Raw genomic sequence first — 26,572 nt, 5'->3', positions numbered from 1 at the left:
TGCTAGAACTGATTTACCAGTTTTCTCATAAAAAAACAAATTTATTATTTCTCATTAAGTTATTATTTATTATCAAATAAATAATTTATATAGAACTAAACAGTTAAGCTCTCAGTATTAAACTAATATGAGTACGGCTAAGGTTATAATTAGATATTAGTTCTCATAAAAAACGAATTTTTATGAGAATGGGAGTGCGAAGTTTTTCTTATTTAAATATCTTTTTTAAAAAAATCAAATGCTTATATACTAATATTAATAATATCTACTGAAGATTACTTCAATGAAAAACCTTATTTTACAACCTATTCAAAAAATCAATGGCGAAATTCAATTACCTGGTTCAAAAAGTATATCCAATAGAGCATTATTGCTAGCTGCTTTAGCTAAAGGTAATACTTGTTTAATTAATCTTCTAGATAGTGATGATACTTATTATATGCTAAATGCTTTATCTAAATTAGGTGTTTCCTATCACTTAACCAAAAATAAAAAAAAATGCGAAATAGAAGGATTAGGTAAAGTATTTAGTACACCTAAAGGGAGGTTAAACCTTTTTCTTGGTAATGCAGGAACAGCAATGAGACCATTGACAGCAATTTTATGTTTGAGTCAAGGAGAATATATATTAACTGGTGATAAGAGCATGAATAAACGTCCCATCTTTCACTTGGTTCAAGCTTTGCATAAAATAGGGGCTAAAATTGAATATTTAAAAAATAAAGGGTATCCACCTATAAAAATTACTGGTAATACTTTAAAAGGAAATTGTATTTTTATTAATTCTTCTGTTTCCAGCCAATTTTTAAGTGCTATTTTAATGTTAACTCCTTTGATAGAAAAGAAGATTATTATAAAAGTTGAAAATTATTTAGTATCAAAACCCTATATAAATATTACATTAAATATCATGAAAAATTTTGGTATTAACATAATTAATAATAATTACCAAGAATTTATAGTTCCTAAATACCAATCGTATATTTCTCCTGGTGAGTTTTTAATAGAAAGTGATGCTTCATCAGCATCCTATTTCCTTGCTGCTGGAGCAATTAAAGGTGGAAAAGTTAAAGTTAAAGGTATCTCTAAAAAGAGTATTCAAGGTGACATTGAATTTGCTTATGTACTAGAAAAAATGGGGGCAAAAATTGAATGGGGGGAAAATCATATCATCTCTCATGTTAGCCAACTTAACGGAATAGACATGGATTATAACCATATGCCAGATTCTGCTATGACTATTTTGATAGCAGGATTATTTTCTGAAGGTATAACTACTGTACGCAATGTATACAACTGGCGATTGAAAGAAAGTGATCGTTTATTTGCTATGGCAACAGAATTAAAAAAATTGGGGATTACAGTTAAACAAGGAAAGGATTATATTAGTATTAATCCAGCTAGATGGTTTAGGCATATTGCTATAAATACATATAATGACCATCGAATTGCCATGTGCTTTTCTTTAATCGCATTAGGTAGTATGCCTATAACTATTAAAAACTTCACATGTGTATCAAAAACTTTCCCTAATTACTTCGATGAATTACTTAAATTAACCTGTTAGAATTTCTCAGTAATGAACACCTTTTTTTTATATTAAAAAACAGCACTTTTTTAATAAAAGAAGTTTAAAGAACAGGATTTTCAGAAAAATATTTATTTTAAAAATAACAGTACACTATTATTAATTGATAGAAACTTATCTTATATTATTCCTTAAAGGTATTTGAATTATGAGTAAATCACTCGTCGTAGTCGAATCTCCTGCGAAAGCAAAAACCATAAACCAATATCTTGGTAAAGATTTTATCGTAAAATCTAGTATTGGTCATGTTCGTGATCTTCCAAAAACAGGAAAAAGTTATTCAGGAAACAAAACAGATGCCCTTTCTACTAAAGGGATGACTATTGAAGAAAAAACACGAATTAAAAAAGAAAACAAACAGAATACTCTGATTAAAAAAATAGGTATTAATCCATTTCACGGATGGACAGCAAATTACCAAATCCTTCCAGGTAAAGAAAAAATTGTATCTGAATTAAAAGAATTAGCAAAAAATGTCGACAATATTTACCTTGCAACTGATTTAGATCGAGAAGGAGAAGCTATAGCTTGGCATCTTCAAGAAATTATCGGAGGGGATAAAGGTCGTTATAAACGCGTAGTATTTAATGAAATTACAAAAAACTCCATTCAACAAGCATTTAAACAACCTATTGACTTAAATATGAATGGAGTAAATGCACAGCAAGCACGTCGATTTATGGATCGTATTGTTGGATTTATGGTTTCACCTTTATTATGGAAAAAGATTGCTAGAGGTTTATCTGCAGGGAGAGTTCAATCTGTCGCAGTCAAAATTTTAGTCGAACGAGAGCAAAAAATCAAAACATTTATTCCAGAAGAATTTTGGGATATTTATGTGAATACATTAACTAAAAATAATAATTGTCTTTGCTTGCAAGTTATAAAAAAAAATAATTTAACTCTAAAAGTAGCTAACAAAGCTGAAACTAAATTAATTACTAAAATATTAAAAAATGCAGAATACGAAGTTTGTAACCGAGAAGATAAATCAACTTTAAAAAAAGCACCTGCTCCATATATTACTTCGACATTGCAACAAGCAGCAAGCACAATATTAGGATACAGTGTCAAAAGGACTATGATTTTATCTCAAAAACTTTATGAAGCAGGTTACATCACGTATATGCGTACTGACTCTACCAATTTGAGTGTTGAAAGCATAGAATCGGCACGTAAATATATTGTTAATGAATTCGGGAAATCATATTTACCAATTAAATCTAACATATATAATAATAAACCAGGTGCACAAGAAGCCCATGAAGCTATTCGTCCTTCAGATATTACAGTCCAAGCTCAGAAATTAAAAAACATGGATCAAGATGCATGTAAATTATATACATTAATCTGGAATCAATTTATTTCATGCCAAATGACAGAAGCTCAATATCATTTAACAAAGATTTATGTAAAAGCAGAAAAATATATATTACAATCTAAGGGGCGAATCTTAAAATTTGATGGATGGACACGTGTTCAACGCCCATTTGGAAAACAAAATGAAGAAAAATTACTTCCAACAGTTCAGATTGGAGATAAATTGAAATTTAATCATATAAAAACCAAGCAACGTTTTACAAAACCACCAACTCGTTTTACCGAAGCCTCTCTTGTTAAAGAACTTGAAAAAAAAGGAATTGGTCGACCATCAACCTATTCTGCAATTATTTCTACTATTCAAGAACGTGGTTATGTGAAATTAGAACAACGCCGATTTTATTCAGAAAAAATGGGAGAGATTGTTACAGATCGTCTAAATACTAGCTTTGTTGATTTAATGAACTATAATTTCACAGCTAGAATGGAAAAACAGCTTGATCAGATCGCTGAAGGTAATGCCAATTGGAAAACTATTCTAGATAGCTTTTTTAATGATTTTACTCATGATTTACAACGAGCAGGAAAAGATATCAAATATGGTGGAATGAAACCAAACTATATAGTAGAAACTAATATACCATGTCCAACATGCACACGACCAATGGTAGTTAGAATAGCATCAACTGGAGTATTCTTAAGCTGTTCTGGATATGAATTATTACCAAAGGATCGTTGTAAAACCACAATTAATCTGAGCAAAGAAAATTGGAATAACAACATCTTATCAGAAGAATCAGAAACTGCTGCTTTGCGAGCTAAAAAACGTTGTCAAAACTGTAAAATGGCAATGGATGCATACTTTATTGACGATAAACATAAAATACACCTTTGTGGAAGCAATTCATCATGTACTGGCTATATTATTGAAATTGGACAATTTAAAGGACAAGGTTATTCTGGTCCTCTTATTAAATGCGATAAATGCAATGCTGATATGCTACTCAAAAACGGTCGATTTGGGAAATATATGGACTGCACTAGCAGTGATTGTAAAAATACTAGAAAAATTTTAAAAAATGGCGAAGTAGCACCGCCAAAATTAGAACCAATACACTTCCCTGAACTACCTTGCAAAGATTCAAATGCTTATTTTATATTACGTGATGGTGCTTCTGGTTTGTTCATGGCAGCAAGTAATTTCCCAAAATCTCGTGAAACAAGAGCCCCATTAGTTAAGGAACTAATTAACTTTAAAGAGCGCCTACACTCTAAGCTTTTGTATTTAACATTGGCTCCAAGTGAAGATCCTAGTGGTCTTTCTACAGTAATTCGTTTTAGCCGTAAATCAAAAGAAACCTATGTTCGTTCCGAATTAAACGGAAAACCTTCTGGTTGGAGTAGCTTCTATATTGAAGGAAAATGGGAAATTATGGACACACGAAAAAAAACTCTAAATAGAAGCAAATAAACCAAGAAACTATTTAGATAAAAACTGTTAACCTCGAAAAACAGACATAAAGAAAGCAAATAAAATTATTATCCGGTTTTAAAAAAACTATTTTTTTCTATAAACAACTGCTTAACCGTATTAACTATAGCTTGAGTTTGAGAATCAAATTCAACATTAATTCTATCACCTACCTTACGTTTGCCAAATAAAGTACGTTTTAATGTTTCAGGGATTAAATGAACACTAATACATTGACCTTCAATTTTCCCTATTGTTAATGAACAACCATCTAACGCAATATAGCCTTTCTCTAAGACATATGGCACTGAATATAATGGGACTGTAAAGCAAATAGTAAGATTATTCTCAGTTTCAATAAGTTTATCAATTTTACTTGTAAGTGAAATATGTCCAGATATACAATGGCCACCAATTTCATCTCCAAATTTAACAGCTCTTTCTATATTCACCAACATTCCCTCAGTTAACTCACCAAGATTAGTTAACCTAAGGGTTGTTTCTATTATATCAAATGAAACTAGATTACCATCAATGTGAGTTACTGTTAAACAACAGCCGTTATGGGCAACAGAATTTCCTACCATAAGACCATCGTTCATCATTCCTAATAATTCAATAGTATGAGTTCGAAAGTTCTTTTTTTTCTCAACCGAAATTAACTTTGCCATACCTTGTACAATACCAGTAAACATTTTAAAAAATCTGTAAGTTTTCAATAGCACTAAGTATGACATTTTTTTATTATTCTAATCAAGATTCATAAGAAGTAATATTCTATATTTTATCAAACTTTAATACCTGCGAATTAGGAAGAAGCACTATGCATAGCTATAAAAATGAAATGTATAATTTAATTAAACTGGCTGTGCCTGTATTAATTGCATCTATTTCGCAAACTAGTATGAACTTTGTTGATACAATTATGGCGGGGGGCGTAAGTACTATCGACATGGCTGCTGTTGCTATTGCATCTAGTATTTGGTTGCCTTTGATTTTATTTGGTGCTGGTTTATTAACAGCTTTAGTACCAATAGTAGCTCAACTGAATGGTTCTGATCAGCAAATTAAGATACCTTTCGAAATACAACAAGGGATTAGCCTTGCTATTATTTGTTCTATTCCGATTATTATGATTCTTTTGCAAATAAGAACAATTTTAGATATCGTAAAACTTGAACCATTAATAACGATAAAAATTAGTGGTTATATATACGCAATGATATTTTCTGTACCTGCCTGCTTATTATTTCAAACTTTGCGTAGCTTAACTGATGGTTTATCTCTAACAAAACCTGCTATGGTTATTGGAATTATTGGATTAATAATAAATATCCCAATAAATTGGATGTTGGTATATGGTAAGTTTGGTCTTCCTAAATTAGGAAGTATAGGTTGTGGTATAGCTACTTCCATCGTTTACTGGTTAATGTTTATAATGTTATTAATTTATATTTTAATATCTAAACGTATTGCGCATATCCAATTGTTTTTTCATTTCTATAAACCAAGAGTACAATCAATTATAAAGCTATTTAAATTAGGGATACCAATTGGGGCTGCAACATTTATCGAAGTCACTCTATTTGCAATAGTTGCCTTATTTATAGCTCCATTAGGACCTAATGTAGTTTCAGCTCATCAAATTGCAATTAATTTTTCATCATTAATATTTATGTTGCCAATGAGTATTGGTGTTGCAGTTAGCATACGTGTTGGTCATCAGCTTGGAAAAAGAAATCTAAAAGGTGCAAAAATTACTTCAAAAGTTGCTGTTACTATTGGATTTTTTTTAGCACTGATAACAGCAATATCAACTATAATATTTAGAGAAAATATTGTATTGCTTTATAGCAATAATAATACAGTGACAAGCATTGCTATGGAATTATTGCTATTTGCCGCATTTTATCAATGTACAGATGCTATTCAAATTATCTCAGCAGGAGCTTTACGTGGATATAAGGATATGAAAAGCATATTTAATCGTACATTTATCTCATATTGGATACTTGGCTTACCAATAGGTTATATCTTAAGTATGACGAATATTATTGTGGAACCTATGGGAGTCCATGGATTTTGGATTGGGTTTATTATAGGAGTTTCATCAGCAGCATTTCTTCTTTCTTTAAAATTACACATGATACATCATAATAAATCTATTAAATTGAAATTTATATCTAAATAATTAAACTTAATGGACTAAGTCTTACTTAAAAATCTAATAATAAAAGTTAATCTAAAGATTATAAATAATAAACTTAAATTAAAAGACAATAAATTCTGCTTAGTACTAATACTCCAACTATAATAGAGAAAACAATTATGAACATTCATAAAGTAGAAAAAAGCAACACAGTTTTAACATTAGTAATTATTGGAAATTTAGATACTAATAATAGTCGTTTAGCACAAGCATGTATTGATGATATTCTTACTAAAGATACACACAATGAAATTGAAGTAGATTTCAGTAAAGTAAAATTTTTAGATTCATCTGGCATAGGTGCACTTGTCTATCTTTATAAACGCCTTATTGAACGTGAACGTAATATGTATATTAAAAATGCAACAGGACAACCGTTAGAATTTATGAAATTACTACGTATTAATCAAGCAATCTCTATTAGTTAGCTAATTAAATCAACTATAAAAGTTGTAAATCATTTGGTTGTTTTAAGATGTATGTCAACTCAATAACTATATCGATGATTATATGGATTTTTTTCTGCTCTGGATGTAGTAGCCTTTTCAATTTAGCAAATAACAAACCAGAGAAGAATATATTATTTAAATCCTTAAAATATGAATCTGATGATTTTTTAAAAGAAACTAATGAACTTCAATTAAATTGGGAAATGAACAAATTGCATCTTGATATGTTAATTCAAAAGGGAGCTAAATGGTGCTTTCCTGCCATAGTAACTCAAGCAGTTATCACACAAGACAGAATTGCTCATGAATTAAAAGATAGCCTATTAATAGATGCAGCAAATGGGATTTTAATCCAGCATAACCGCCTTAACCAATTAGAATCTCGTCTTAATTATGTCATATCAAAAACCAGCTGCCAGCCTCCACTACAGCAAGATACATTTAATCAAAAAATAACTGTTATTAAAAAAATCTCCAATATTCTTAATTCTGATAATCAATTTGCCCATGATTCAAGTGAAATTAACCCAAAATATATGAGAAAACTCGCTGAAGCTGCTAATTTATTGCTAATTCATAATTATCTTAACTTATCTATAACTGGTCATTCAGATTCAACTGGTAATAAAAAATATAATGAACAACTATCTATGATGAGAGCTACACAAGTAAAACGTTATTTGTGCATCTTTGGTCTTGAACCAGAACGAATTATTACTCATTCACTTGGAGAATCTGTACCTCTATTTAAAGGAAATTCACCTGAAATTAATTTAGCAAATCGTCGTGTAAGTATAGAAATCATTCCAGATTGGAAAGATGCTTTTAGTATGCTAAAAAAGGACGACTATGAACTTAAATAAAATATTCCTTACTACGTTTTTAAAGTTGATGCTATTTCTTAATTTAGTCCATGCTTCATCACAAGAAAAAATAGTAAAAATTGGTGATTTGATCCAAGTAGATCTACCTGGAGAAATCACTTTCAATCGTAGTTTTCAAGTAGATAAAAGAGGTCGAATTTATTTACCTGAAGTAGGTTCAATTTATGTTGCAGGTTATAATGAAACACAATTAAAAGATAATGTGATAAAAATATTACAAACAACCTTTCGAGATATTTCTAATGTCAAAATATTTATTGCAAAACAACAAATTCTTATTTTTATACAAGGTTACGTAAAAACTCCAGGAGAATATGTTTTTCCAGATAATACAAACATTCAAATGGCTATATATAAAGCTGGAGGATTACGGCCAGGGGCTCAACTAGATAGTATGCTGATTAAGCGTTCAAACACTAAAATACAATTTAACTATAAAGCTTTTTTAGATACTGGTAATGAATCTCAATTGCCTATTTTACAACCTCTAGATATACTGTTTGTTCCTGCCTCTCCTCTTGTAAGTAATATTGAATCAATTTTTAACCATGGAAAAGAAGATTTTGATGATATTAAAGATGAACGAAGTGCCATTAAAGTATTTGGCGAAGTAAACTCACCAGGTTCATTTTCATATAAAGAAAACATAGATCTTATAGATATACTCATGAGATCTGGTGGAGTGACACGTTATGCTACAATTGAAAAAATTCGTATTATTAGTAATAATTCACCAAAATTATTTAATTTGAAAAATTATCTAGATACTGGAAATACATACTTGCTTCCAAAATTAAACCCTGGTTCAACCGTTTTTGTACCAAAACAAGAAGATGAAATAAAGTCAGGTTTTAATACTATCTATGTTATGGGGGAAGTGGCGAATCCAGGTGCTTACGAAAGTAAAGATGGAGCAACCTTTATAGATATTCTTGCTAATGCAGGTGGGCCTACTCGTTTTGCTGAAACAAGACAAATTCGAATTATCAAAGAAAATCAAAAGGTTATCAAATTTGATCTTACAGCTTACACCGAAGGTTTAAAAGACTCAGTTATTCCTAATATCGCTCCTGGAGACTCTATCTTTGTTCCTGAAAAAATAGATATAAACGAAAAATCCTGGTTAAAAGTTTCATCTAATAGAGCTGTCAACGTTATTGGCCAAGTTATCAATCCAGGTCGAATCGAATGGTCAGATGAAATGAATCTAATTGACCTGTTAGCTCATGTTGGTGGTCCAACTCGTAATGCAGATACAACAAAAATTGAAGTTGCAAATATCGATAAAAATATACATCTATTTAATCTAGATGCTCATATAAAAAATGGAGCTCCTTTATCAAGTTTACCAAAAATCACTGCAGGAGCTATTGTAAGAGTTAGAAATTTACCACAAGATCCAAAAAATAATAAATCTCACTGGATACAACAAAGCTCAAACAAGTCAATATATATTTTAGGTCAAGTAAATTCACCAGGACGGTATCATTATACTAAAGAAATGAATTTTCTTGATATTTTATCAGCCGCAGATGGTCCTAATAAGGATGCTGATATTCAAAATATTCGAATTACACATCGTGATAAATTATATGCACAAGTTAGCAAACTAGACCTATCACTTTACTTTGAAACAGGAGATGAAAGCTTGCTTCCTAGAGTAACCATGGAAGATATAATCTATATACCAGAGAAAAATCGTAACTGGATTGAACGATCAAAAGAATCAACAGTACGAGTATTGGGAGAAATCCATAAACCTGGTCGTTATGTATTTAGAAACAATATGACAATCTTAGACTTATTAGCAGAAGCAGGTGGTCCAAATAATCGTGCACATTTAGAAAAAATATCCATTATCAATATGTCATGTTGTCAAAATCAAGCTCGTACTTTTAATTTTATTGAATTTACTAAAACCGCTAATATAAGCATACTACCTGCTTTAAGAGCTGGAGATACAATTTATATTCCAGATCGTAGAAATAGTTTTTTAGAAAAAATACGCCTTGGATTAAATGATATTATTCGTCTTAGCACAACAATTGCTTTATTGAAGTCACTATAATGATTATTCCTTCTACTCATGCAGAAATAGAACAAATATATTTAACTACAGAACTTAGCAACTGTAAATCCTTGTGTATTACCGCTTGCCAATCAGGAGATGGTGTAACTTCTATTGCTAGTGCATTAGCTGAACGTTATTTACTGGCAGGATATAAAACTTTATTAGTTGACCTTAATATGTTCCATCCAGCATTTCGGAAATTAAGTCTACATTCAGGAAAAACAATAAAAGAGCATTGGATTGAAGATAGTTACAATCACCGTTTATTTACTGGGATAACGATCCCAAATGACTCATCAAAACAACTAGCATATAAAGACCCTTCTGTTATGAAAGGATTAATAGAAAAATGGCTAAATCACTTTGAACGTATTATTATTGATACCTCTCCATTATTAAAAATCAATCGAAATAATATTCCAGCTCAAAATGTAGCAAGTGCTTGTGAGAAAACAATATTGATAGTAAGAGGAGGGATTACTACAATTAACCAAATAGAAACTGCTATTTCATTACTTAAACTTGAAACAATTTCATTGCTTGGAACTGTACTTAATAAAAAAGAACAAACTCCCTTGAATCAAGAACTCATATGCACATTCAGAAAAATACCATTCATTTCAAAAACTCTACGTGATAAAATTGAATCGTGGTTACTTAAAAATACATTTCTATCTTAATCTACTTCAAGATAATAGCAATGTTACCTTTGATAATACTACTAGCTGAGTAGATAAAATAGGCATTGCTATAAAACAAATAAATTGGTAATAAATACTATACTTGCTGATTGCTATATAGCAAGATAGAAGATATTAATCTCATCTTAAAAAAATTTATCGAACTATTGTGACTAAAAGTATAGAAATGCTTGAATTTAAATCTTAAAAAATAAGATTATCTAAGTGAACTAGTAAAATTAAAAAAACTTTTTAATTCGAAATACTAATAAAGTAATCTCCTTTTTATATAAACTTCAGATAGTTGCAAAGCAATCTATTAAATTATCCATAGACAGAAGAAAACTAGGATTTAAACTTATCTTTTTATCAAAAGATTTAATTGTAAAGTAAAGATGAGGTCATGCAATCTAAAGTACTATTAGTGGAAGTGTTCTAGGACACTTGCTATTTTTTATAGAAAATACATACAAAATGAATTCTTTGAACTATTTCATGTTTTACAAATTGGAACTTTTACTCCTTTAGGTGCAATAAAAGAAATTAAAGTTAATGTTCATATTACATATACTACTAATCGTGTTTCCTTTACGGGAAGTTATTAAAGAAGGAAGATTTAGAGAGGATTTTTATTATCATAACGCCTCGTACCAGTAGAAATTTCTCCTTTGAGAAAATAGGAGATAACCTAATAATCTTAGCTAATTGTTTTCTTAAAAAATATGATAAAGAAAACGAAAATAAAGTTTCAGTAATTGATCAAGAAATCTGCTTCATTACTTATGAGTTACTCATGACCTAGCAACATAAGACAGCTACAAAACGTCATATGTTATGTTGTAGTTCATTAATAATGAAACAAATCAAAAAATATTTATCTATGATTAAATCGCATCATAATATTAAACTAATATGGAAAATAGAAAAAGAGAGCATTCAAAATGCTATTAATTATTATGATGGAAACATATTAAATACTTCTAGAACTAAGCCCTTTTTCTGTTTACAGAAAAAAACAGGAATGAAATCTAAAAAATATGAGCAAGATACAATATAACACTAAAAAAAAACATAAAGTGTGGCTTCTGATCGATAGTTTAATTTATGGTGGAATTGAAAGTCATGTATTAGAGTTAGCTAAAGGATTAAAAGATCACTCTATTAATGTAACAGTCGTGTTTATTTCACATTATAATAAAACAACCATACTAGATCAAAAACTGAAAATAGCCTCTATACCTTACTTTTTTGCAAATAAAAAATTTCCAGCATTAAATCATTTTGTATCTCTTAAGATAGCTATTAAATCTATATTACCTAATTTGATCCATACTCATGGCTATAAAGCAAATTTATATATTAGAACTATTAGGTATTTTTTCAAATATCAATATATCAAACAAATTTCTACTTACCATGCAGGTGAAAGAGCGACAGGAAAAATACGGCTATATGATTTATGTGATAGGTACACTGCTTGCTTATCTAGTGTGTGTTTAGCTGTTAGCAAATCTATTCAACAAAAACTACCTACTACTCATTCATATGTGATTAATAATTTCATTTCACTTAAAAATATAACAAAATCTAAAGGAACTGAAATAGCTTTTGTTGGTCGATTAAGTCATGAAAAAGCTCCAGATAGGTTTGTTAACCTTGCAAAACAATTTCCAGAAAAAATATTCCACTGTTATGGAACTGGTCCTATGAAACAAACAGTTCTCCTTAGCAAACCAAATAATCTTATAATCCATGGCTATCAAATAAATATGCATAATGTATGGAAAAATATTAGTGTACTTATAATATGTTCACGTTATGAAGGAATGCCTATGGTAGCACTTGAAGCCATGGCTCGAGGTATTCCGGTCTTTTCATTGAAAGTTGGAGATATGGAAGCACTTATTCAATCTAAATACAACGGATTTCTTGCTAAAAATATCGAAGAACTCAGTCATCACTTAAATAACTGGTTTATAATGTCTGATAATGCACAATTAATTATCCGTCAAAAAGCTATAGAAACCATTTATAAATTTTATTCTTCTAAAAAGACTATTCCAAAAATTTTACAAATCTATCAAATTTGAAAAATAATATAATGAATATCTTTATCTTCAAATTAGCCTTCCATTCGCAATGAATTGAAATAAAAAAATAATATTAAACTTAAAGTAAATAAATGAAAAATAGCAAACATATCTTATTTGTTCACTATGGTGAAAATTGGATTAGAGGTAGCGAGCAATGCCTATTAAACTTAATTCAGCATATCAATAAAAATGATTATACTCCATTTCTATGGACAAATAATAAAACTCTTCATATTAAAGTTAAAAACTTGGGATTCTGTAGTAAATTAAGCAAATTTTTAATTCTTTTTGGTTGGAAAAGCCCCAGGTTTAATTTTCTGCTTTGGAAAAAACAAATTGATTTCGCTAAAAAATATATTTTTGATAAAAATATAGATCTAGTTCATGTTAATAGTGCTGCTCCTTGTCAATGGATGATTTTTCCTGCCAAATCAATGAATGTTCCAATGATTACACAACTTCATAGTGATTACTCAGTATATGAAAGAACTACATTAGGTCTTCATCTATCACCTAAAATAATTGCAGTAAGTAAAGCTATTACAAACCAACTAATTTCTGATGGATACCCAAAAGATCGCTTATTTGTAATACCAAATGGTATAGATATAAATCATTTACGTAAAAGTATAAAAATTGATATAAAATCTAACCTTTATCTACCAAAAAATAGTTTTATTTTTACCACCATAGGTTCACTAATTTATCGAAAAGGCATAGATAGAATTATCATTGCAATAGATCGATTAATACTAAAATATCCATATATTCACCTAATAGTTATTGGTGATGGACCACAAAATAAAAAATTAAGAGAACTTACAAACCATTTAAATTTGCAAAATCATATACACTTTATTGGTAATAAAAAAAATCCTCAGAAATGGTTACTGGATACAAATGCTTTTGTACTTGGATCCCGTAAAGAAGCTTTTGGTTTAGTAATTATTGAAGCTGCATTGGCTGCAGTACCAATAATTGTTCCTAATGAAGGAGGAATTCCAGAAATTATTACTCATAGAAAAAATGGGTTTTTATATAAAAACTCTGGCATCCAACCATTAATGAAAACTATGCAATATATTATTGAAAATCCTAAATTAGCACTAAACATAGGAATAGAAGCAAAAAAATACGTATTAAAGAATCATTCCATTACTTATAATACGAAACAGTTTGAAACTATTTATAAACAAACAATTGAAGAAAACTATTCAAAAAAAATTTATTTTTGGAAGATTTTCTATCCATTAAAAACTTTCTTTTTCAATAAGTTTAAGTTAATGAAAAAATATGTACTTTAGTCACTATTTAATCTTTGACCCAATTCCATTTTCTGGTGGGTCTAAAATTGCAATACAAAACATAATAGCACTAACTAACTCTAGCAAAAATAAATTCACTATAGTTACTATAGATAAAAAATCTTGGAGAAATGCACCTTTTTTAAAAAACAAGAAAATATGCATACATCAATTTCCAAACTTTCTATATTTAAGTCAAAGCAGCTCTTATTTCGCATTTTTGTGCCAGCAGTTTTTCTTTACTTGTGTGCTTCTTTATAAATTACTACGCATATCACGTGTTAATTACCTAATTGGAAATTCTAGCCCAGGAGTTGACATAGCCATATATTTAATACAACTATTTATAAAAATCCCTATCATACAAATAGTTCATGGAAAAGTAGCAACTTCATACTCAATCGGGTACTGCCTTACTAGAGCGAAACAAGTATTTTACTTGCCCTCAACAAAAGCAAGCCTATCCAAAGCTATATATTTTTACCTAAAAAAACAAAAAAAATCTCATACAAACTTAAGACTTAAATGCCAACAGATATTAGAAAGTAAGAATTTTCAAGAATTTATTAATGGCATTCCAAAAGATCGCTGGCCATCTCAGTGCCAATATAGCTTGCCTGTATTATTTTGGAGCGCATCATTATTACAATGGAAAGGCTTAGAATTACTTATAAAATCGGCTGACATGTTAAATTTCCCAAAACTATTAACTACAAATATTTGTTTTATCCGTCCAAAACATATAAATTTACCTATTTCTAAAGCTCCGATACCTATAAAAAACTTTCACTGGTATGAACAACCGAAAAATCTAGATTCTATTCGACAAGCTAGTAATATATTCATTTCAACAAGCAAAGAAGAACCATTTGGACTATCTATTTTAGAGGCTATGGCCTCAGGGATGTGTGTGATTATACCTAAGGATGGCTCTTATTGGGATTTGATTTTAACTCACAATATTAATTGTATTAAATACTTAAAAAATAATGCAACTTCGCTTAATAACGCTATTTTATATGCCAGTAGTAATATAGATACTATACAATCTATAGGACGAGCTGCCTTCAATATTGCTAATCTGTACCAAGCAGAATACACTTATAAAGCAATTATCAATTATTTAAATAATCAAAGAAATACAAATAATTACCTTGACTCTAGAACATCTTCCAATTCAAAAGAGTAATATAAAATGCACTTTCTACATAAACAATTCCAGCCTATTAAATATATGTTTGTTTATGCTGCAAGTATATTATTAACCAAAGGAATGTCACTCATAATGCTTCCAGTTATTTCTAGTTATTTCACACCTACACAATTAGGAAAACTAGAGCTTATTGCAACAACATCAACCTTTCTTTGTTTATTATCTGGATTTGCTATGCAAGAAAATTTATATCGTTTTGTTGGGTATAAAAAAAAACCAGAAGAGAGATTTAAAGAAACTAATAAAATTTATTCTAATTCGCTTACCTTATCAACTATTATGGCTATGCTAATTTTAATTCTATTATTTAGTATTCCAGAAGCAAGCTATGCATTTAATCGAATAGAAATTATATTTATTTGTCTTGTACTCTGTTTTGAAACAGCACTTAATATCAGCACTTCATGGCTTCGATTACAAGATAAAGTTTCTACATTTTTTATTGTCAGTACATCATGTTGCATAATACAAATAACTGGCATTATCCTTGTTCTCAAGATATATCCAGATATCACATTATTTTATGTAGTTGGTGTTTTATCTACATTTATTCAATTAGTTATACTTCACTTTATCAATCAATTTCAATGGCAGTGGAATAGCTTTAAGGAATTAAAAATACTTTTGAGGTACTCTACTCCGTTAATGATATCGACAGTAATTACATTTGGATTAACAGGAGCTGAAAAATGGATAATAGGCTATTCTACTTCAATGGAAAATCTTGGATTATACTCTATTGCAACTAAATTTTCTCTTGCAATGTGTATCTTAGTGCAACCATTTGGAATGTGGTGGATACCAAAACGTTTTCAGTCCTTAGAGGAAAAGGGTAAATTGTATACAGTTAAAATAACGCAATTTGGAATACTTTATATTTCTATCCTATCTATTTTTACAGCTTGCACTAGCCAAATATTTATTCAACTCTTACTAGAGAAAAGTTATCATAATGCTTGTTATTTAATTATAGGAGCAGTCATTATTGCATTTTCTAAGGAAATAACTAATTTTATTAATATTGGCATTCTCAATAGTAATAAAACTCACTGGATATTGAAAATTGATTTGATTTCTAGCAGTATAGGGCTTGCCTTATGTTATACAACAGTATCGTACGGAATAGTTGGAATTCTTTTATCTGTGGTGTTTGGCCAAATATTACGAGCTTTATTAATATTTTATTTTAGCCAAAAAATATTACCCCTTCCTTATCAAAGCTTTCCTTTAATAATCATTCTGTTAATAACTGGTCTATGCTTATTATTAAGTTTTTTTTACAAAAAAATCATTGTACTTAGTCTAATTTTCATTATTGGAATTACTGCTAGTATTTTCGTAGCGTATTATAGTGCTTTTTTTACAGGCATTAGAATATCATCTCCTTACATTTCTAAGAAAAAAAATACCAATGAACTATAGCTTCTCATTAAAATTAATTATATTTAGTACTATGTTTTTTTTCTGCTTTATTATTACAACTACATGGTATTTTTTTCCTAATCCTATAATCCCTATTGCAATTAGTTTAATCCCATTAGGAGTAATTTTTATATTTAATCAACCATTTTGGTTAGTAATTTTATTTATTATATTTTCTTTTTTTAGGATCCATGAAGCTATTCCTATTTTATACAGTCTAAAAATCCCTTTATTTCTATCATTTTCATCATTATTTTCTTTATTCTGGCATATTTTTATAAGTAAAAAAATTAAATTATACTGGCATTCTTCATTGACTTGGTTAGCAATTTTTTGGGGATTAACCACAATAGGTATATTTACAGCTTCCAATATAGAATTAGCAATGAAAATGTTTAAAGATATATATTGGAAAATAATTGCCATGACTTTTTCCGTTATATGGTTAATTAATAAGGAAAAGTATATTGTACAAATTTTAATATCCATAATTTTTTCTGGAACTTTAATAGCAATAATTACACTTTATAATTCAATAAATGAAATTGGATTAGTTGAAAATACTAGAGTTACCATTGGACGTAATATAGGTTCGATGCTAGGTGATCCAAATGATCTTGCTTTAGTATTGATGCTTCCTTTAGCTTTTTCTATTAGCTTACTAATTACTAAAAAAAAAACATTTTTCGTATCTATTATTGCTTCAATTTCAAGCATACTATTAATACTGGCAGTTATGTCAACACAAAGCAGAGGCGGCTTATTAGGTTCTATATCAATACTCCTATTTTATGCCATTAAAATTATACCTTCTAAATTATTTCTAATTTTATTTGGAATCGTAAGCACCTCCTTCTTTTATTTTATTTCTGGAATACACAATAGAATTTCAGGAGGAACTCTTGAAGCAGGAATAGGAGAATCAGTAATAGGTCGACTACTTGCCTGGGAAGCAGCTTATAAAATGGCTATAGATTATCCATTCACTGGAGTAGGTCTTAATAATTTTCTTCCAAACTATTTTTTTTATACTTCATACTGGGATGGTTCAAACCACGCTGTTCATAGTACTTGGTTTGGTGTATTAGCTGAAACTGGTATGCTTGGTTTTTGTATATTCATAATGTTTATTTTTTCTGTTATTAACACTGCGAGAACCACTCTCACTAATATAACTAAAAAACAAAAATCAGTTGAGACCACTTTATTAGTAACTGCTAATGCTATTTATGCAGGTTTTATTGGAACTATAGTTTCTTCTACTTTTCTGACACAAGGATTTAATTGGCCAATTTACCTTCTTTCAGGATTGACTATAGCAATTTCAAATCTAATACAAAATAGTTCTCACAATCAAAGTCATATAAAAAAATAATATAATTCATTGAATAAAAAATATTATTTATATAGCTAAAAAATGTAAGCTGTATTGCGCTATCTACTCCACATATTTTGAATAAAAGACTATATTTAATTTATATAATTATGCTCAACACCTTACAAATTTTATTTAATGCGCCGAACTTTAAAGAAGAGTAACATGATTTTATTGTTACCAAAGTAATGTTTTGAAAAAAATATAATCCTTCTCTATATGTTATAAAATTCAGAAAAAGTAATAAAAAAATAGAGAAAGCTATTGAACTTGGAGTATTTTAAATGAAACGAGATCTAATTGTCTTTGGCGAAGATTTTAATGGTCTTCCTTCTAGTACACAATATTTAATTAAAAACCTTTCTCACAACAGAAAAGTTTTATGGATAAATTCTATAGGTTTACGTCAACCAAAACTAAATTTAATAGATATAAAACGTTCCTGTAGTAAAATTTTTTGCAAAAAACAAACAGATTCATTACTAAAAAATATTACTGTAGTTAATTTAAAAACTATTCCTGCACCACATTCTATTCTTGGTAGAAAAATTGCAAAATATCTTATGCTTTATCAACTTAAACCCATTTTAAAACAATTGCAGTTAAATAAACCTATTTTGTGGTGCTCTCTACCAACAGCAGTAGATTTGTGTGGTTACTTAGGTGAATCCAAAATAATCTATTATTGCGGAGATGATTTTAATTCTTTAGCCGGTGTTGATCACAATTCAGTAATAAAACATGAACAAAAAATGATTAAAAAAGCGAATCTTATCTTTTCTGCAAGTAAAGAAATCTTACTTAAGTTCCCAATTTCTAAAAGACAACTACTACCACATGGAGTTGAATTTAAACTTTTTAACACCCCAGTTCCAAGAGCTATAGATTTGCCTAATAATGGTCGCCCTACAGCAGGTTTTTACGGCAGTATATCAAACTGGTTAGATTATGAAATGCTTGACAAGGTTACTAAAAACAATCAAAACTGGAATTTTGTATTTATTGGTCCACAACAATTAAAACCTTCTCTACTTCCAACTTACAAGAATGTATACTATTTAGGTAAAAAACAACACCACCAACTTCCTCAGTATAGTCAACATTGGAATGTTAGCTTATTACCTTTTAAACTTAATCCACAAATTTTATCATGTAACCCTTTAAAATTAATGGAATATTTAGTTGTAGGGAATCCAATTATATCTACTCCATTTCCTGCATTAACCCCATTTAAACACTTAATTAATATTGTTAAAAACAGCGAAGAAATGTCCCGAGTTCTTTTAAAGCCTTTAAAAAAAAACCAGCATAATATAATTAAATATCATTCTTGGAAAGAACGAAGTATCTTTGTTGATTCAATCTTAGAAAGAATATGAATGAATTTAAACTAATTGTTATTATCAATGCCGCTTGGAGAAGACGTTATTTAATTTTTCTACCTGTTTTTATTTTTCCTTTTGTTGGCTACGCTATAGCATATTTAGCACCAACAACTTATCATTCTCATACCAGTATGCTTATTCAAGAAACGGCAAAAATGAATCCATTTTTGCAAGATATTGCTGTTTCCACTATGTTACAAGAACGTTTAAATGCACTAGGAACACTATTAAAAAGCCGTCATATTATTCATTCTGTTGCATTAGAACTGGGATTAATAAATGAAACAATGACACCCAATGAGATAGAAAAAGCTACGAAAAAAATATCAAAAAGTCTTACTGTTACTAAATTAGGGGAAAATTTTTTAAAAATTGAACTTGAATCTAATAAACCTGAAGGGATGAAAGATCTTTTACAATCAATAAGTAATCATTTTATTGAACAACTACTATCCCCAGAACGTTCATCAATCCAAGATTCTGGCAATTTTTTTAAATTTCATATAAATAAAAGAAAACTAGAACTTGAAATTGCTGAAAATGCATTAGCTAAATATAAAAACAATAATATAAATTTAATACCAGAAAGACAAACAGAAATTTTAATAAGATTAGGTAAACTTAAACAGCGATTATCTGAAAAACAGTCGGAATTTTCTGGAACTAAGAAAAATTTAAATACTCTCGAACATCAATTATCTAACACAAATCCTATTGTTAAGAAAATAGAAGAAAAAATAATAGCAATACATAGTGAACTTGCTTTATTACGATCTAAATATACGGATAATCATAGCTTAGTTAAGATGAAAAAACAGGAATTAGAAAGACTAAAATCTAAACGATTTAAGCTATTAAAAACAAACCAATTTATAGATAATGAACAATTGCATGATCCCATAAATAGCAATAAATTACAAATTTTAAGGAATAAATTTGAATCTCTAACCGAAGAAATAAAAAGTTTAGATAAAATAATTCTTGACTTAGAACAAAAAACAAATAATTTTTCCAAAAATTCTAAAAAATTAGATCGTTTAGTTAGAGATGTTAAAATAAAACGTCAACTTTATAATGAACTCATAGAACGTTATGAAATGGCTCAGTTAACGGAGTCCCTTGGTATGTTTGAACAAAATAAACGTGTAAAAATTATCGATCTTCCATTTACACCCAGTGTACCATCAAATTTTCCACCTATTGTATTTATACTTGCAGGGGGTCTTTCTGGTTTTATCCTTGGCATTAGTTTAGCAACTATTACAGAATTATTGGATACATCAATTAGAAGAGTAGAGCAATTAGAATTATTAACTGGAGTTCCAGTTATTACTAGTATTCCTAAAATTATCTGATTAATTATAATTATCCTGATAATTTTTCGAATTGTTATTCAATTCTACTTCTTAAAAAAAGAACACATATAAAAAAAGGGATCTAACTACAAGTTTAATTATATTTGATATATTGGCATGTTTAATGCCATAGTTAATAGAATATATTTTTAATGTAGAAAATATTAATATGCAAGATACGTTATATAAAACAAAAAGGAAGGTTGTCCATGTTGTACAGCATTTATCTTTAGGCGGATTAGAAAACTTAACACTTGACTTACTAGATTTTTCTCAACCTTCATATGAAGTGATTATTATAAGTCTTGAAGGAAATAAACGACAAGCGATCTTAAATTGGCCTCGACTTAAAAAATTTTCAAACCAAATTATATTTCTTGACAAACCATTAGGGATCAGCTTCCGTATACTAATAGACTTAAATAAAATATTTTTCTATTTAAAACCAGATATTGTTCACACCCATCATATAGGGCCTTTATTATATGCTGGTCTTGCTGCTCACTTATTAAATATTCGTGTAAAAATTCACACCGAACATGATGTTTGGCACTTAGATAACTATAAACATAGGCAAATACAGAAATACCTATTGAAAATCTGCAAACCAATCCTGGTAACAAACTCCAATAAAGCAAAAAAAACTTTGATAGAAAAATTTTCATATCCAAATATAATAACTATTAAAAATGGAATTGATTGCAAAAAATTTCAACCAGCTAGTAAAATTTTAGCTAGAAAAAAAATGGGCTTCCCGGAAAATAAAATATTAATTGGTAGCTCAGGAAGACTCGAAAAAATTAAAGGACATGACCTGATAATCAGAGCTATCCCACTTTTACCCAAAAATATTCACTTAGTAATTGCTGGGCAAGGAACTCAATACAAAAATTTAAATAATTTAGTTCATAAACTAAACTTAAACAAACAAGTAACATTTACAGGATTACTCAATAATATGCCTTGTTTTTATCAATCTTTAGACTTATTTTGTCTTCCATCATATTTAGAAGGATATCCTTTATCTCCTTTAGAAGCTCAAGCATGTGGAATCCCTTGTGCAATAAGTAATGTTGGATCATCAAAAGAAACACTTTGCCCTAATAACGGGCAACTTATCGAAGCTAATAATATTTTAGAAATAACAAAAGTTCTAAAAAAAATGCTAAATAATCCAATTAATATTAATCCACGAAACTTTATTTTAAAAAATAATAATATAAGAACAATAGTCAAGCAGTATGAATCATTGGCTTGGAGAGCTTAAATAATGGAATCAATTTTAGTAGCTATTTGGATTATAAGTATTACTTTAATTATTTATCACCATATTGGTTATCCTTTAATATTAAAATTTTTCGCTATATACAAAAACCCAATAAATCAAACAAAGGAAATAAATATATCAAGAGGTTATAGATGCATTGAACAAGATAAATTTCGTCCATCAATAACAATAATTGTTCCTGTTCACAATGAAATGCGTTGGATCGCCGATAAAATACGTAATCTAGCAATTATAGATTATCCCAAAAATAAGCTTAAGGTAATCATTGCATGCGATGGCTGTCAAGATAAAACCATAGATATCGCAGAAAAAACAATAAGAGAAGCAATTTGCCATGATACTAATTTTGAAATTAGAAAATTTAATAAAAATCATGGGAAAGCTTCATTACTTAATAAAATAATGCATTCCATTTCAAGTAATATTACAGCATTTAGTGATACTTCATCACTAATCTCAATTGATGCATTACTAATTGCTGAACAAAGTTTTGAAGAAAAAAAAATAGGATTTATTAATAGCACCTATTATCTGGTTAATCAAAATAATATAGGTGAAACAACATATTGGCAGTATCAAAATCAGATTAAAAATAATGAAAATAGTTTGGGATTAACTATTGGTGCTCATGGTGCATTTTATCTATTCCGTACTCACTTATTTGAAAATTTTAAAGATAATACTATCAATGATGATTTTGTTTTGCCTATGGAAATTATAAAAAAAGGATATCGTGCTAATCGTGAACTGAGAATTACTGCAATTGAATTAGAAAAAACAGACATAAATAATGATTTTAAACGTCGAATAAGAATTTCTGCAGGTAATATGCAACAAGCTATTCAATTTTTTAGCTTTATTAAACCTCAGTATAAAGGGATTGCTTTTGCTTTTTTTTCAGGAAAAATTTTAAGACTTGCTGTTCCTTACCTAATGATTGTTTGTTTAATTAATTCAATAGCCCTTATGGGAAATATACTATTTATTACTATTTTAATCATACAAATTTTAGTATATGCTTTAGCTTTGCTAGGCTATCTATTTCCAGGTTTTTTTCAACATAAATTTTTCCTGCTACTAGTCTATTTCGTAGTCGGACATTATGCAAACTTTATCGGTGGAATACGCTATTTACTTGGATTGGAATCTAAAAAATGGACAAAAGTAAATAGTTAAGGAATCTCAAATGAGCAGAAAAAAAATAATTCGTATGTTAATAGGTTATCTAAAAAGAAGTTTTGACCTTTATGTGTCTTGTTTCGCTTTAGTATTACTATTACCAATAATCTTGACAATTTCTTTAATAATCAAAATAAACTCAATTGGGCCTGTATTTTATAGAGAAATGCGAGTTGGAAAGTTAACAAAAGAAAAAATTACACTTTTTAAAATCATTAAGTTTCGAACTATGTATCAACACTCTAAAGCACATCATGACCCACTATGGACAACAAAAAATGACCCTAGAATCACCTCTTTTGGTAAATTTTTACGAAAAACTCATCTTGATGAAATTCCACAATTTATTAATGTCATAAAAGGAGAAATGTCTATAATTGGACCAAGACCAGAATCTCTAAGTTTCTATAAAAAGCTTGATAAAGCTATCCCTTTTTTTTCTGATAGAACCTACCAAGTAATACCTGGTATTACAGGGCTAGCGCAAGTAAATCAAGAATATGATACCTGTATTGAAGATGTTATTCGTAAAGTTGGATTTGATCATAGTTATGCACTGTCACTATCTTCTTTTCAATCTTGGATTGCTATGGATATAAATATCATAAAAAAAACAATTCTAATCATGATTAATGGGCATAGACATAGACGTTAGAAATCTTTATATTCGTTATATATTTACAATAATCTTGATAAAACACATATGCTAAATCAAAAAATGGAATTGTCTAAATTAAACCAGAATATTTTTGATCATCTTTATCTTGATATAATTGAATTTCGTAAAACCTTTGATCTGCCAGTTTCAAAACCATTAACCTTAGATGAAAAATCTGATAAATTGCATAATTCTCTTGCTATTGAGGAATTAACAGAGCTTGCACAAGCTGAAAATAAAATTGAACAGGCAGATGCCATTATTGATATCGTATACGTTTTAGTTGGGCGTTTAGTTCACCTGGGTCAATCTAAAATAAAAGATAACTTAACAATCAATTATTTAATTGATTTATTGTTGAGCGTATCAATTAATCTTGGCATACAATTTCTTCCTTGCTGGAATGAAGTGCATCTAAGCAATATGAGTAAAGCATGTCGAAATAAAAAAGAATACCTGGATACTAAAGCATTTTATAAAAAACAAGGCATAAAATTAATTGGTATACCTAAAGATAATTATATTATTGCTAAATGTTCTGAAGATTTTATAAAAAACAATCAAATTATTCTCAAAAATAAAATAATAAAATCAATTTATTATCATCCAGCTAACTTAGCATCTATCATTCAGAAGTAGGGATTCGATAATGAAAATACCAACTTGGGATCTTTCTATTAGCTATAATGGATTAAGTGATGAAAAAATCTTTAAAGATATCGAACTTATTGAAGAATACATAAAAATGCTACAACTTCATGTTGGTAAGCGCAATACTGTATTTACGATGCAAAATGCTATACAAAACTTAGAATCAGCAAAAAAAATTGTAGAAACAATTGATACATTCTCTAACTGTTATATTTCTGTTGATTCTACTCATGAAAAAGCTAAAGCTATATCGGATTATATTGCAACTTTAAGCTCAAAATTATCACAATCTTTTGAACCATATAAAAATATTCTAATTAATGAAAATGAAAAATTTATAAAAGAAGTTTTAAATCATCAAAATAATAATATTTCAGGTCAAGCATTTCAAATTAATCGGTTACGAAAACAAGCAGATATTCAACTACCAATATCTGAAGAACAACTTCTTCTAGCTATGCAAGTAAATGGAAGAGATGCTTGGGGGAGGTTATATGATAATTTAACTGCTTCAATACAAGTAACATTAAAATTTAATGATGGTAACACAGAAAAAATGGGATTATCTAATGCTGTAAGTATTCTTTATAGTAATGATTTTGAAAAACAAAAATCCGCTTGGCTGGCAATACAAGATACGATGATAACACATAAAGAAAGTTTAGCTTCAATTTTAAATGCCTTAGCTGGTTGGAGGCACGTAGAATATAAAAAACGTTCAATAGTAAGAAATATTCACCATTTGGATCATAGCTTACATGAAAATTTAATCTCTAGAAAAACACTAGATACAATGATGTTAATTACAAAAAACAATCGAAAAATTGGACAAAAAGCTGGGAAATTAATGGCAAAAGTTCATGGTTTAGATACTATGAAACCATGGAATTATCTTGCATCAATGCCTATTATGAATATGAAAAAAAAAGTTTACTCCTTTAATGAAGCTATTGAACTAATCAAAAACGCTTTTAGAGAAATTAGCTTAGAAATGGCAGAATTTGTTGAGACTATGATTATTAATGGCTGGATTGATGCAAAACCAAGCGATAATAGACGCTTAGGAGCTTACTCTACTCAACTTGCTTCAAGCCGTTCTCCACTTATTTTTATGACCTGGGGAGGTAGTCTCTCAGATTTAATCACATTATCTCATGAACTCGGACATGCTTTTCATAGCTGGGTTATGCGTGATATGCCGTTGTGTAAAACCAACTATCCAATGACATTGGCAGAAACAGCTTCTATTTTTTCTGAAAACATTGTTCGGGATTACCTATTTACGCATGCGCAAAGTAATAAGATAAAACTTGAAATGTTATGGGAAGAACTTTCTGCTTGTTATGGACTAATGATTAATATTCCAATGAGATTTGAATTTGAAGATGCTTTTTACCAACAACGAAAAAAAAGAGAATTAACTGCACAACAACTGTGCATTTTAATGACCAAATATTGGAAAAAATGGTATGGAGATTCAATGAGCGAACCTGATCCTTATTTTTGGGCAAGTAAATTACATTTTAGTATTTCTGAAATAAGTTTTTATAATTATCCATATCTATTTGGATATTTATTTAGCAATAATCTATATTCAAAATTCAATGAAAAAAGAGATGGATTTAATCAAGATTATATCCATCTCTTAAAAGACACTGGAAACATGACAGTAGAGAATTTAGTTAAAAAACATTTAAATATGGATCTATCTGAAAAACAATTTTGGCAACAAAGTATTGATATAGTAAGAGATAAAGTGAATTTATTTGAATCATTACTTAATAAAGTTCATCTTAATTAATTTATATAAATGAAATCTTCTCTTCACATCTTGCTAGATAACTTAAATCTAAAAATACAATAACTTTAGTTATACATAATCCAGATTACATAGAACACTTTACTATATTCAATCGAGGAGATGTCTTTGGTTATGATATGATAGAAATAAGGGCAGCTCTTACAGAATATTAATTC

The 26,572-nt window shown here is 28.9% G+C and carries 20 protein-coding genes; 19 read left to right on the top strand and 1 reads right to left on the bottom strand.

Features of this window, described 5'->3' with window-relative positions:
• Positions 1–283 precede the first annotated feature (283 nt).
• Together aroA and topA are read left to right on the top strand one after the other, a co-directional pair.
• Positions 284–1,567 carry a 3-phosphoshikimate 1-carboxyvinyltransferase gene (aroA, locus tag CF66_RS00305; protein ID WP_034411085.1) on the top strand — a complete coding sequence of 428 codons (1,284 nt, stop codon included), beginning with the start codon at positions 284–286 and terminating at the stop codon, positions 1,565–1,567.
• Between the two features lie 169 nt (positions 1,568–1,736).
• Entirely contained in the window at positions 1,737–4,379 is a 2,643-nt protein-coding gene (gene topA / locus CF66_RS00300; protein ID WP_034411083.1) for a type I DNA topoisomerase, read from the top strand.
• A gap of 68 nt (positions 4,380–4,447) precedes the next feature.
• On the opposite strand, the gene CF66_RS00295 is transcribed toward topA, so the two are convergent.
• Positions 4,448–5,074, bottom strand: a complete 627-nt coding sequence (locus CF66_RS00295) for a riboflavin synthase (RefSeq protein ID WP_034411080.1) — start codon at positions 5,072–5,074, stop codon at positions 4,448–4,450.
• Positions 5,075–5,202: 128 nt separating this feature from the next.
• Between CF66_RS00295 and CF66_RS00290 the strand changes: the two genes are divergently transcribed.
• From CF66_RS00290 to CF66_RS00210, 17 genes are all read left to right on the top strand, one after another.
• Positions 5,203–6,570, top strand: coding sequence for an MATE family efflux transporter (locus CF66_RS00290; RefSeq protein ID WP_016504044.1), 1,368 nt, complete (start codon positions 5,203–5,205; stop codon positions 6,568–6,570).
• Positions 6,571–6,707: 137 nt separating this feature from the next.
• Positions 6,708–7,016 (top strand): STAS domain-containing protein, encoded by a 309-nt coding sequence (locus tag CF66_RS00285; RefSeq protein ID WP_016504043.1) that lies wholly within the window; start codon positions 6,708–6,710, stop codon positions 7,014–7,016.
• Positions 7,017–7,063: 47 nt separating this feature from the next.
• On the top strand, positions 7,064–7,900 hold the full coding sequence (locus CF66_RS00280; RefSeq protein WP_102031398.1) for an OmpA family protein: 837 nt from the start codon (positions 7,064–7,066) through the stop codon (positions 7,898–7,900).
• Entirely contained in the window at positions 7,887–9,989 is a 2,103-nt protein-coding gene (locus CF66_RS00275) for an SLBB domain-containing protein (protein WP_016504042.1), read from the top strand. The genes CF66_RS00280 and CF66_RS00275 overlap by 14 nt, the downstream gene beginning before the upstream one ends.
• Positions 9,989–10,672: an AAA family ATPase gene (locus tag CF66_RS00270; protein ID WP_034411076.1), complete on the top strand. Its 684-nt coding sequence runs from the start codon at positions 9,989–9,991 to the stop codon at positions 10,670–10,672. The genes CF66_RS00275 and CF66_RS00270 overlap by 1 nt, the downstream gene beginning before the upstream one ends.
• A 1,076-nt stretch (positions 10,673–11,748) precedes the next feature.
• Positions 11,749–12,762 (top strand): glycosyltransferase family 4 protein, encoded by a 1,014-nt coding sequence (locus tag CF66_RS00265; protein WP_242633025.1) that lies wholly within the window; start codon positions 11,749–11,751, stop codon positions 12,760–12,762.
• Between the two features lie 92 nt (positions 12,763–12,854).
• Positions 12,855–14,069, top strand: coding sequence for a glycosyltransferase (locus tag CF66_RS00260; RefSeq protein ID WP_016504039.1), 1,215 nt, complete (start codon positions 12,855–12,857; stop codon positions 14,067–14,069).
• On the top strand, positions 14,059–15,258 hold the full coding sequence (locus tag CF66_RS00255; RefSeq protein WP_034411072.1) for a glycosyltransferase: 1,200 nt from the start codon (positions 14,059–14,061) through the stop codon (positions 15,256–15,258). Before CF66_RS00260 ends, CF66_RS00255 begins: the two co-directional genes overlap by 11 nt.
• 6 nt (positions 15,259–15,264) lie before the next feature.
• A complete protein-coding gene (locus CF66_RS00250) occupies positions 15,265–16,704 on the top strand; it encodes a lipopolysaccharide biosynthesis protein (RefSeq protein ID WP_052541646.1) in 1,440 nt (479 codons plus the stop codon).
• Positions 16,694–18,079 (top strand): O-antigen ligase family protein, encoded by a 1,386-nt coding sequence (locus CF66_RS00245; RefSeq protein WP_052541645.1) that lies wholly within the window; start codon positions 16,694–16,696, stop codon positions 18,077–18,079. The genes CF66_RS00250 and CF66_RS00245 overlap by 11 nt, the downstream gene beginning before the upstream one ends.
• A gap of 284 nt (positions 18,080–18,363) precedes the next feature.
• On the top strand, positions 18,364–19,458 hold the full coding sequence (locus tag CF66_RS00240; RefSeq protein WP_034411071.1) for a glycosyltransferase family protein: 1,095 nt from the start codon (positions 18,364–18,366) through the stop codon (positions 19,456–19,458).
• Positions 19,455–20,819, top strand: a complete 1,365-nt coding sequence (locus CF66_RS00235) for a GumC family protein (RefSeq protein WP_034411069.1) — start codon at positions 19,455–19,457, stop codon at positions 20,817–20,819. The genes CF66_RS00240 and CF66_RS00235 overlap by 4 nt, the downstream gene beginning before the upstream one ends.
• 169 nt (positions 20,820–20,988) lie before the next feature.
• Entirely contained in the window at positions 20,989–22,086 is a 1,098-nt protein-coding gene (locus tag CF66_RS00230; RefSeq protein WP_242633022.1) for a glycosyltransferase, read from the top strand.
• The gene (locus CF66_RS00225) at positions 22,087–23,283 is read left to right on the top strand and encodes a glycosyltransferase family 2 protein (protein ID WP_187649141.1); all 1,197 of its coding nucleotides are present in this window, start codon (positions 22,087–22,089) and stop codon (positions 23,281–23,283) included.
• On the top strand, positions 23,276–23,941 hold the full coding sequence (locus CF66_RS00220) for a sugar transferase (protein WP_420887249.1): 666 nt from the start codon (positions 23,276–23,278) through the stop codon (positions 23,939–23,941). Before CF66_RS00225 ends, CF66_RS00220 begins: the two co-directional genes overlap by 8 nt.
• Positions 23,942–24,004: 63 nt before the next feature.
• On the top strand, positions 24,005–24,583 hold the full coding sequence (locus CF66_RS00215) for a nucleoside triphosphate pyrophosphohydrolase family protein (protein WP_016504032.1): 579 nt from the start codon (positions 24,005–24,007) through the stop codon (positions 24,581–24,583).
• A gap of 10 nt (positions 24,584–24,593) precedes the next feature.
• Positions 24,594–26,396, top strand: coding sequence for a M3 family oligoendopeptidase (locus tag CF66_RS00210; RefSeq protein WP_034411062.1), 1,803 nt, complete (start codon positions 24,594–24,596; stop codon positions 26,394–26,396).
• The last annotated feature ends 176 nt before the right edge of the window (positions 26,397–26,572 follow it).

It is taken from the genome of Candidatus Photodesmus anomalopis (assembly GCF_000731785.2).
GTDB classification, from domain to species: Bacteria; Pseudomonadota; Gammaproteobacteria; order Enterobacterales; family Vibrionaceae; genus Vibrio; species Vibrio anomalopis.
Note: the sequence above shows the minus strand (reverse complement) of the source record. Positions and strands in the feature narration are given on the sequence as shown.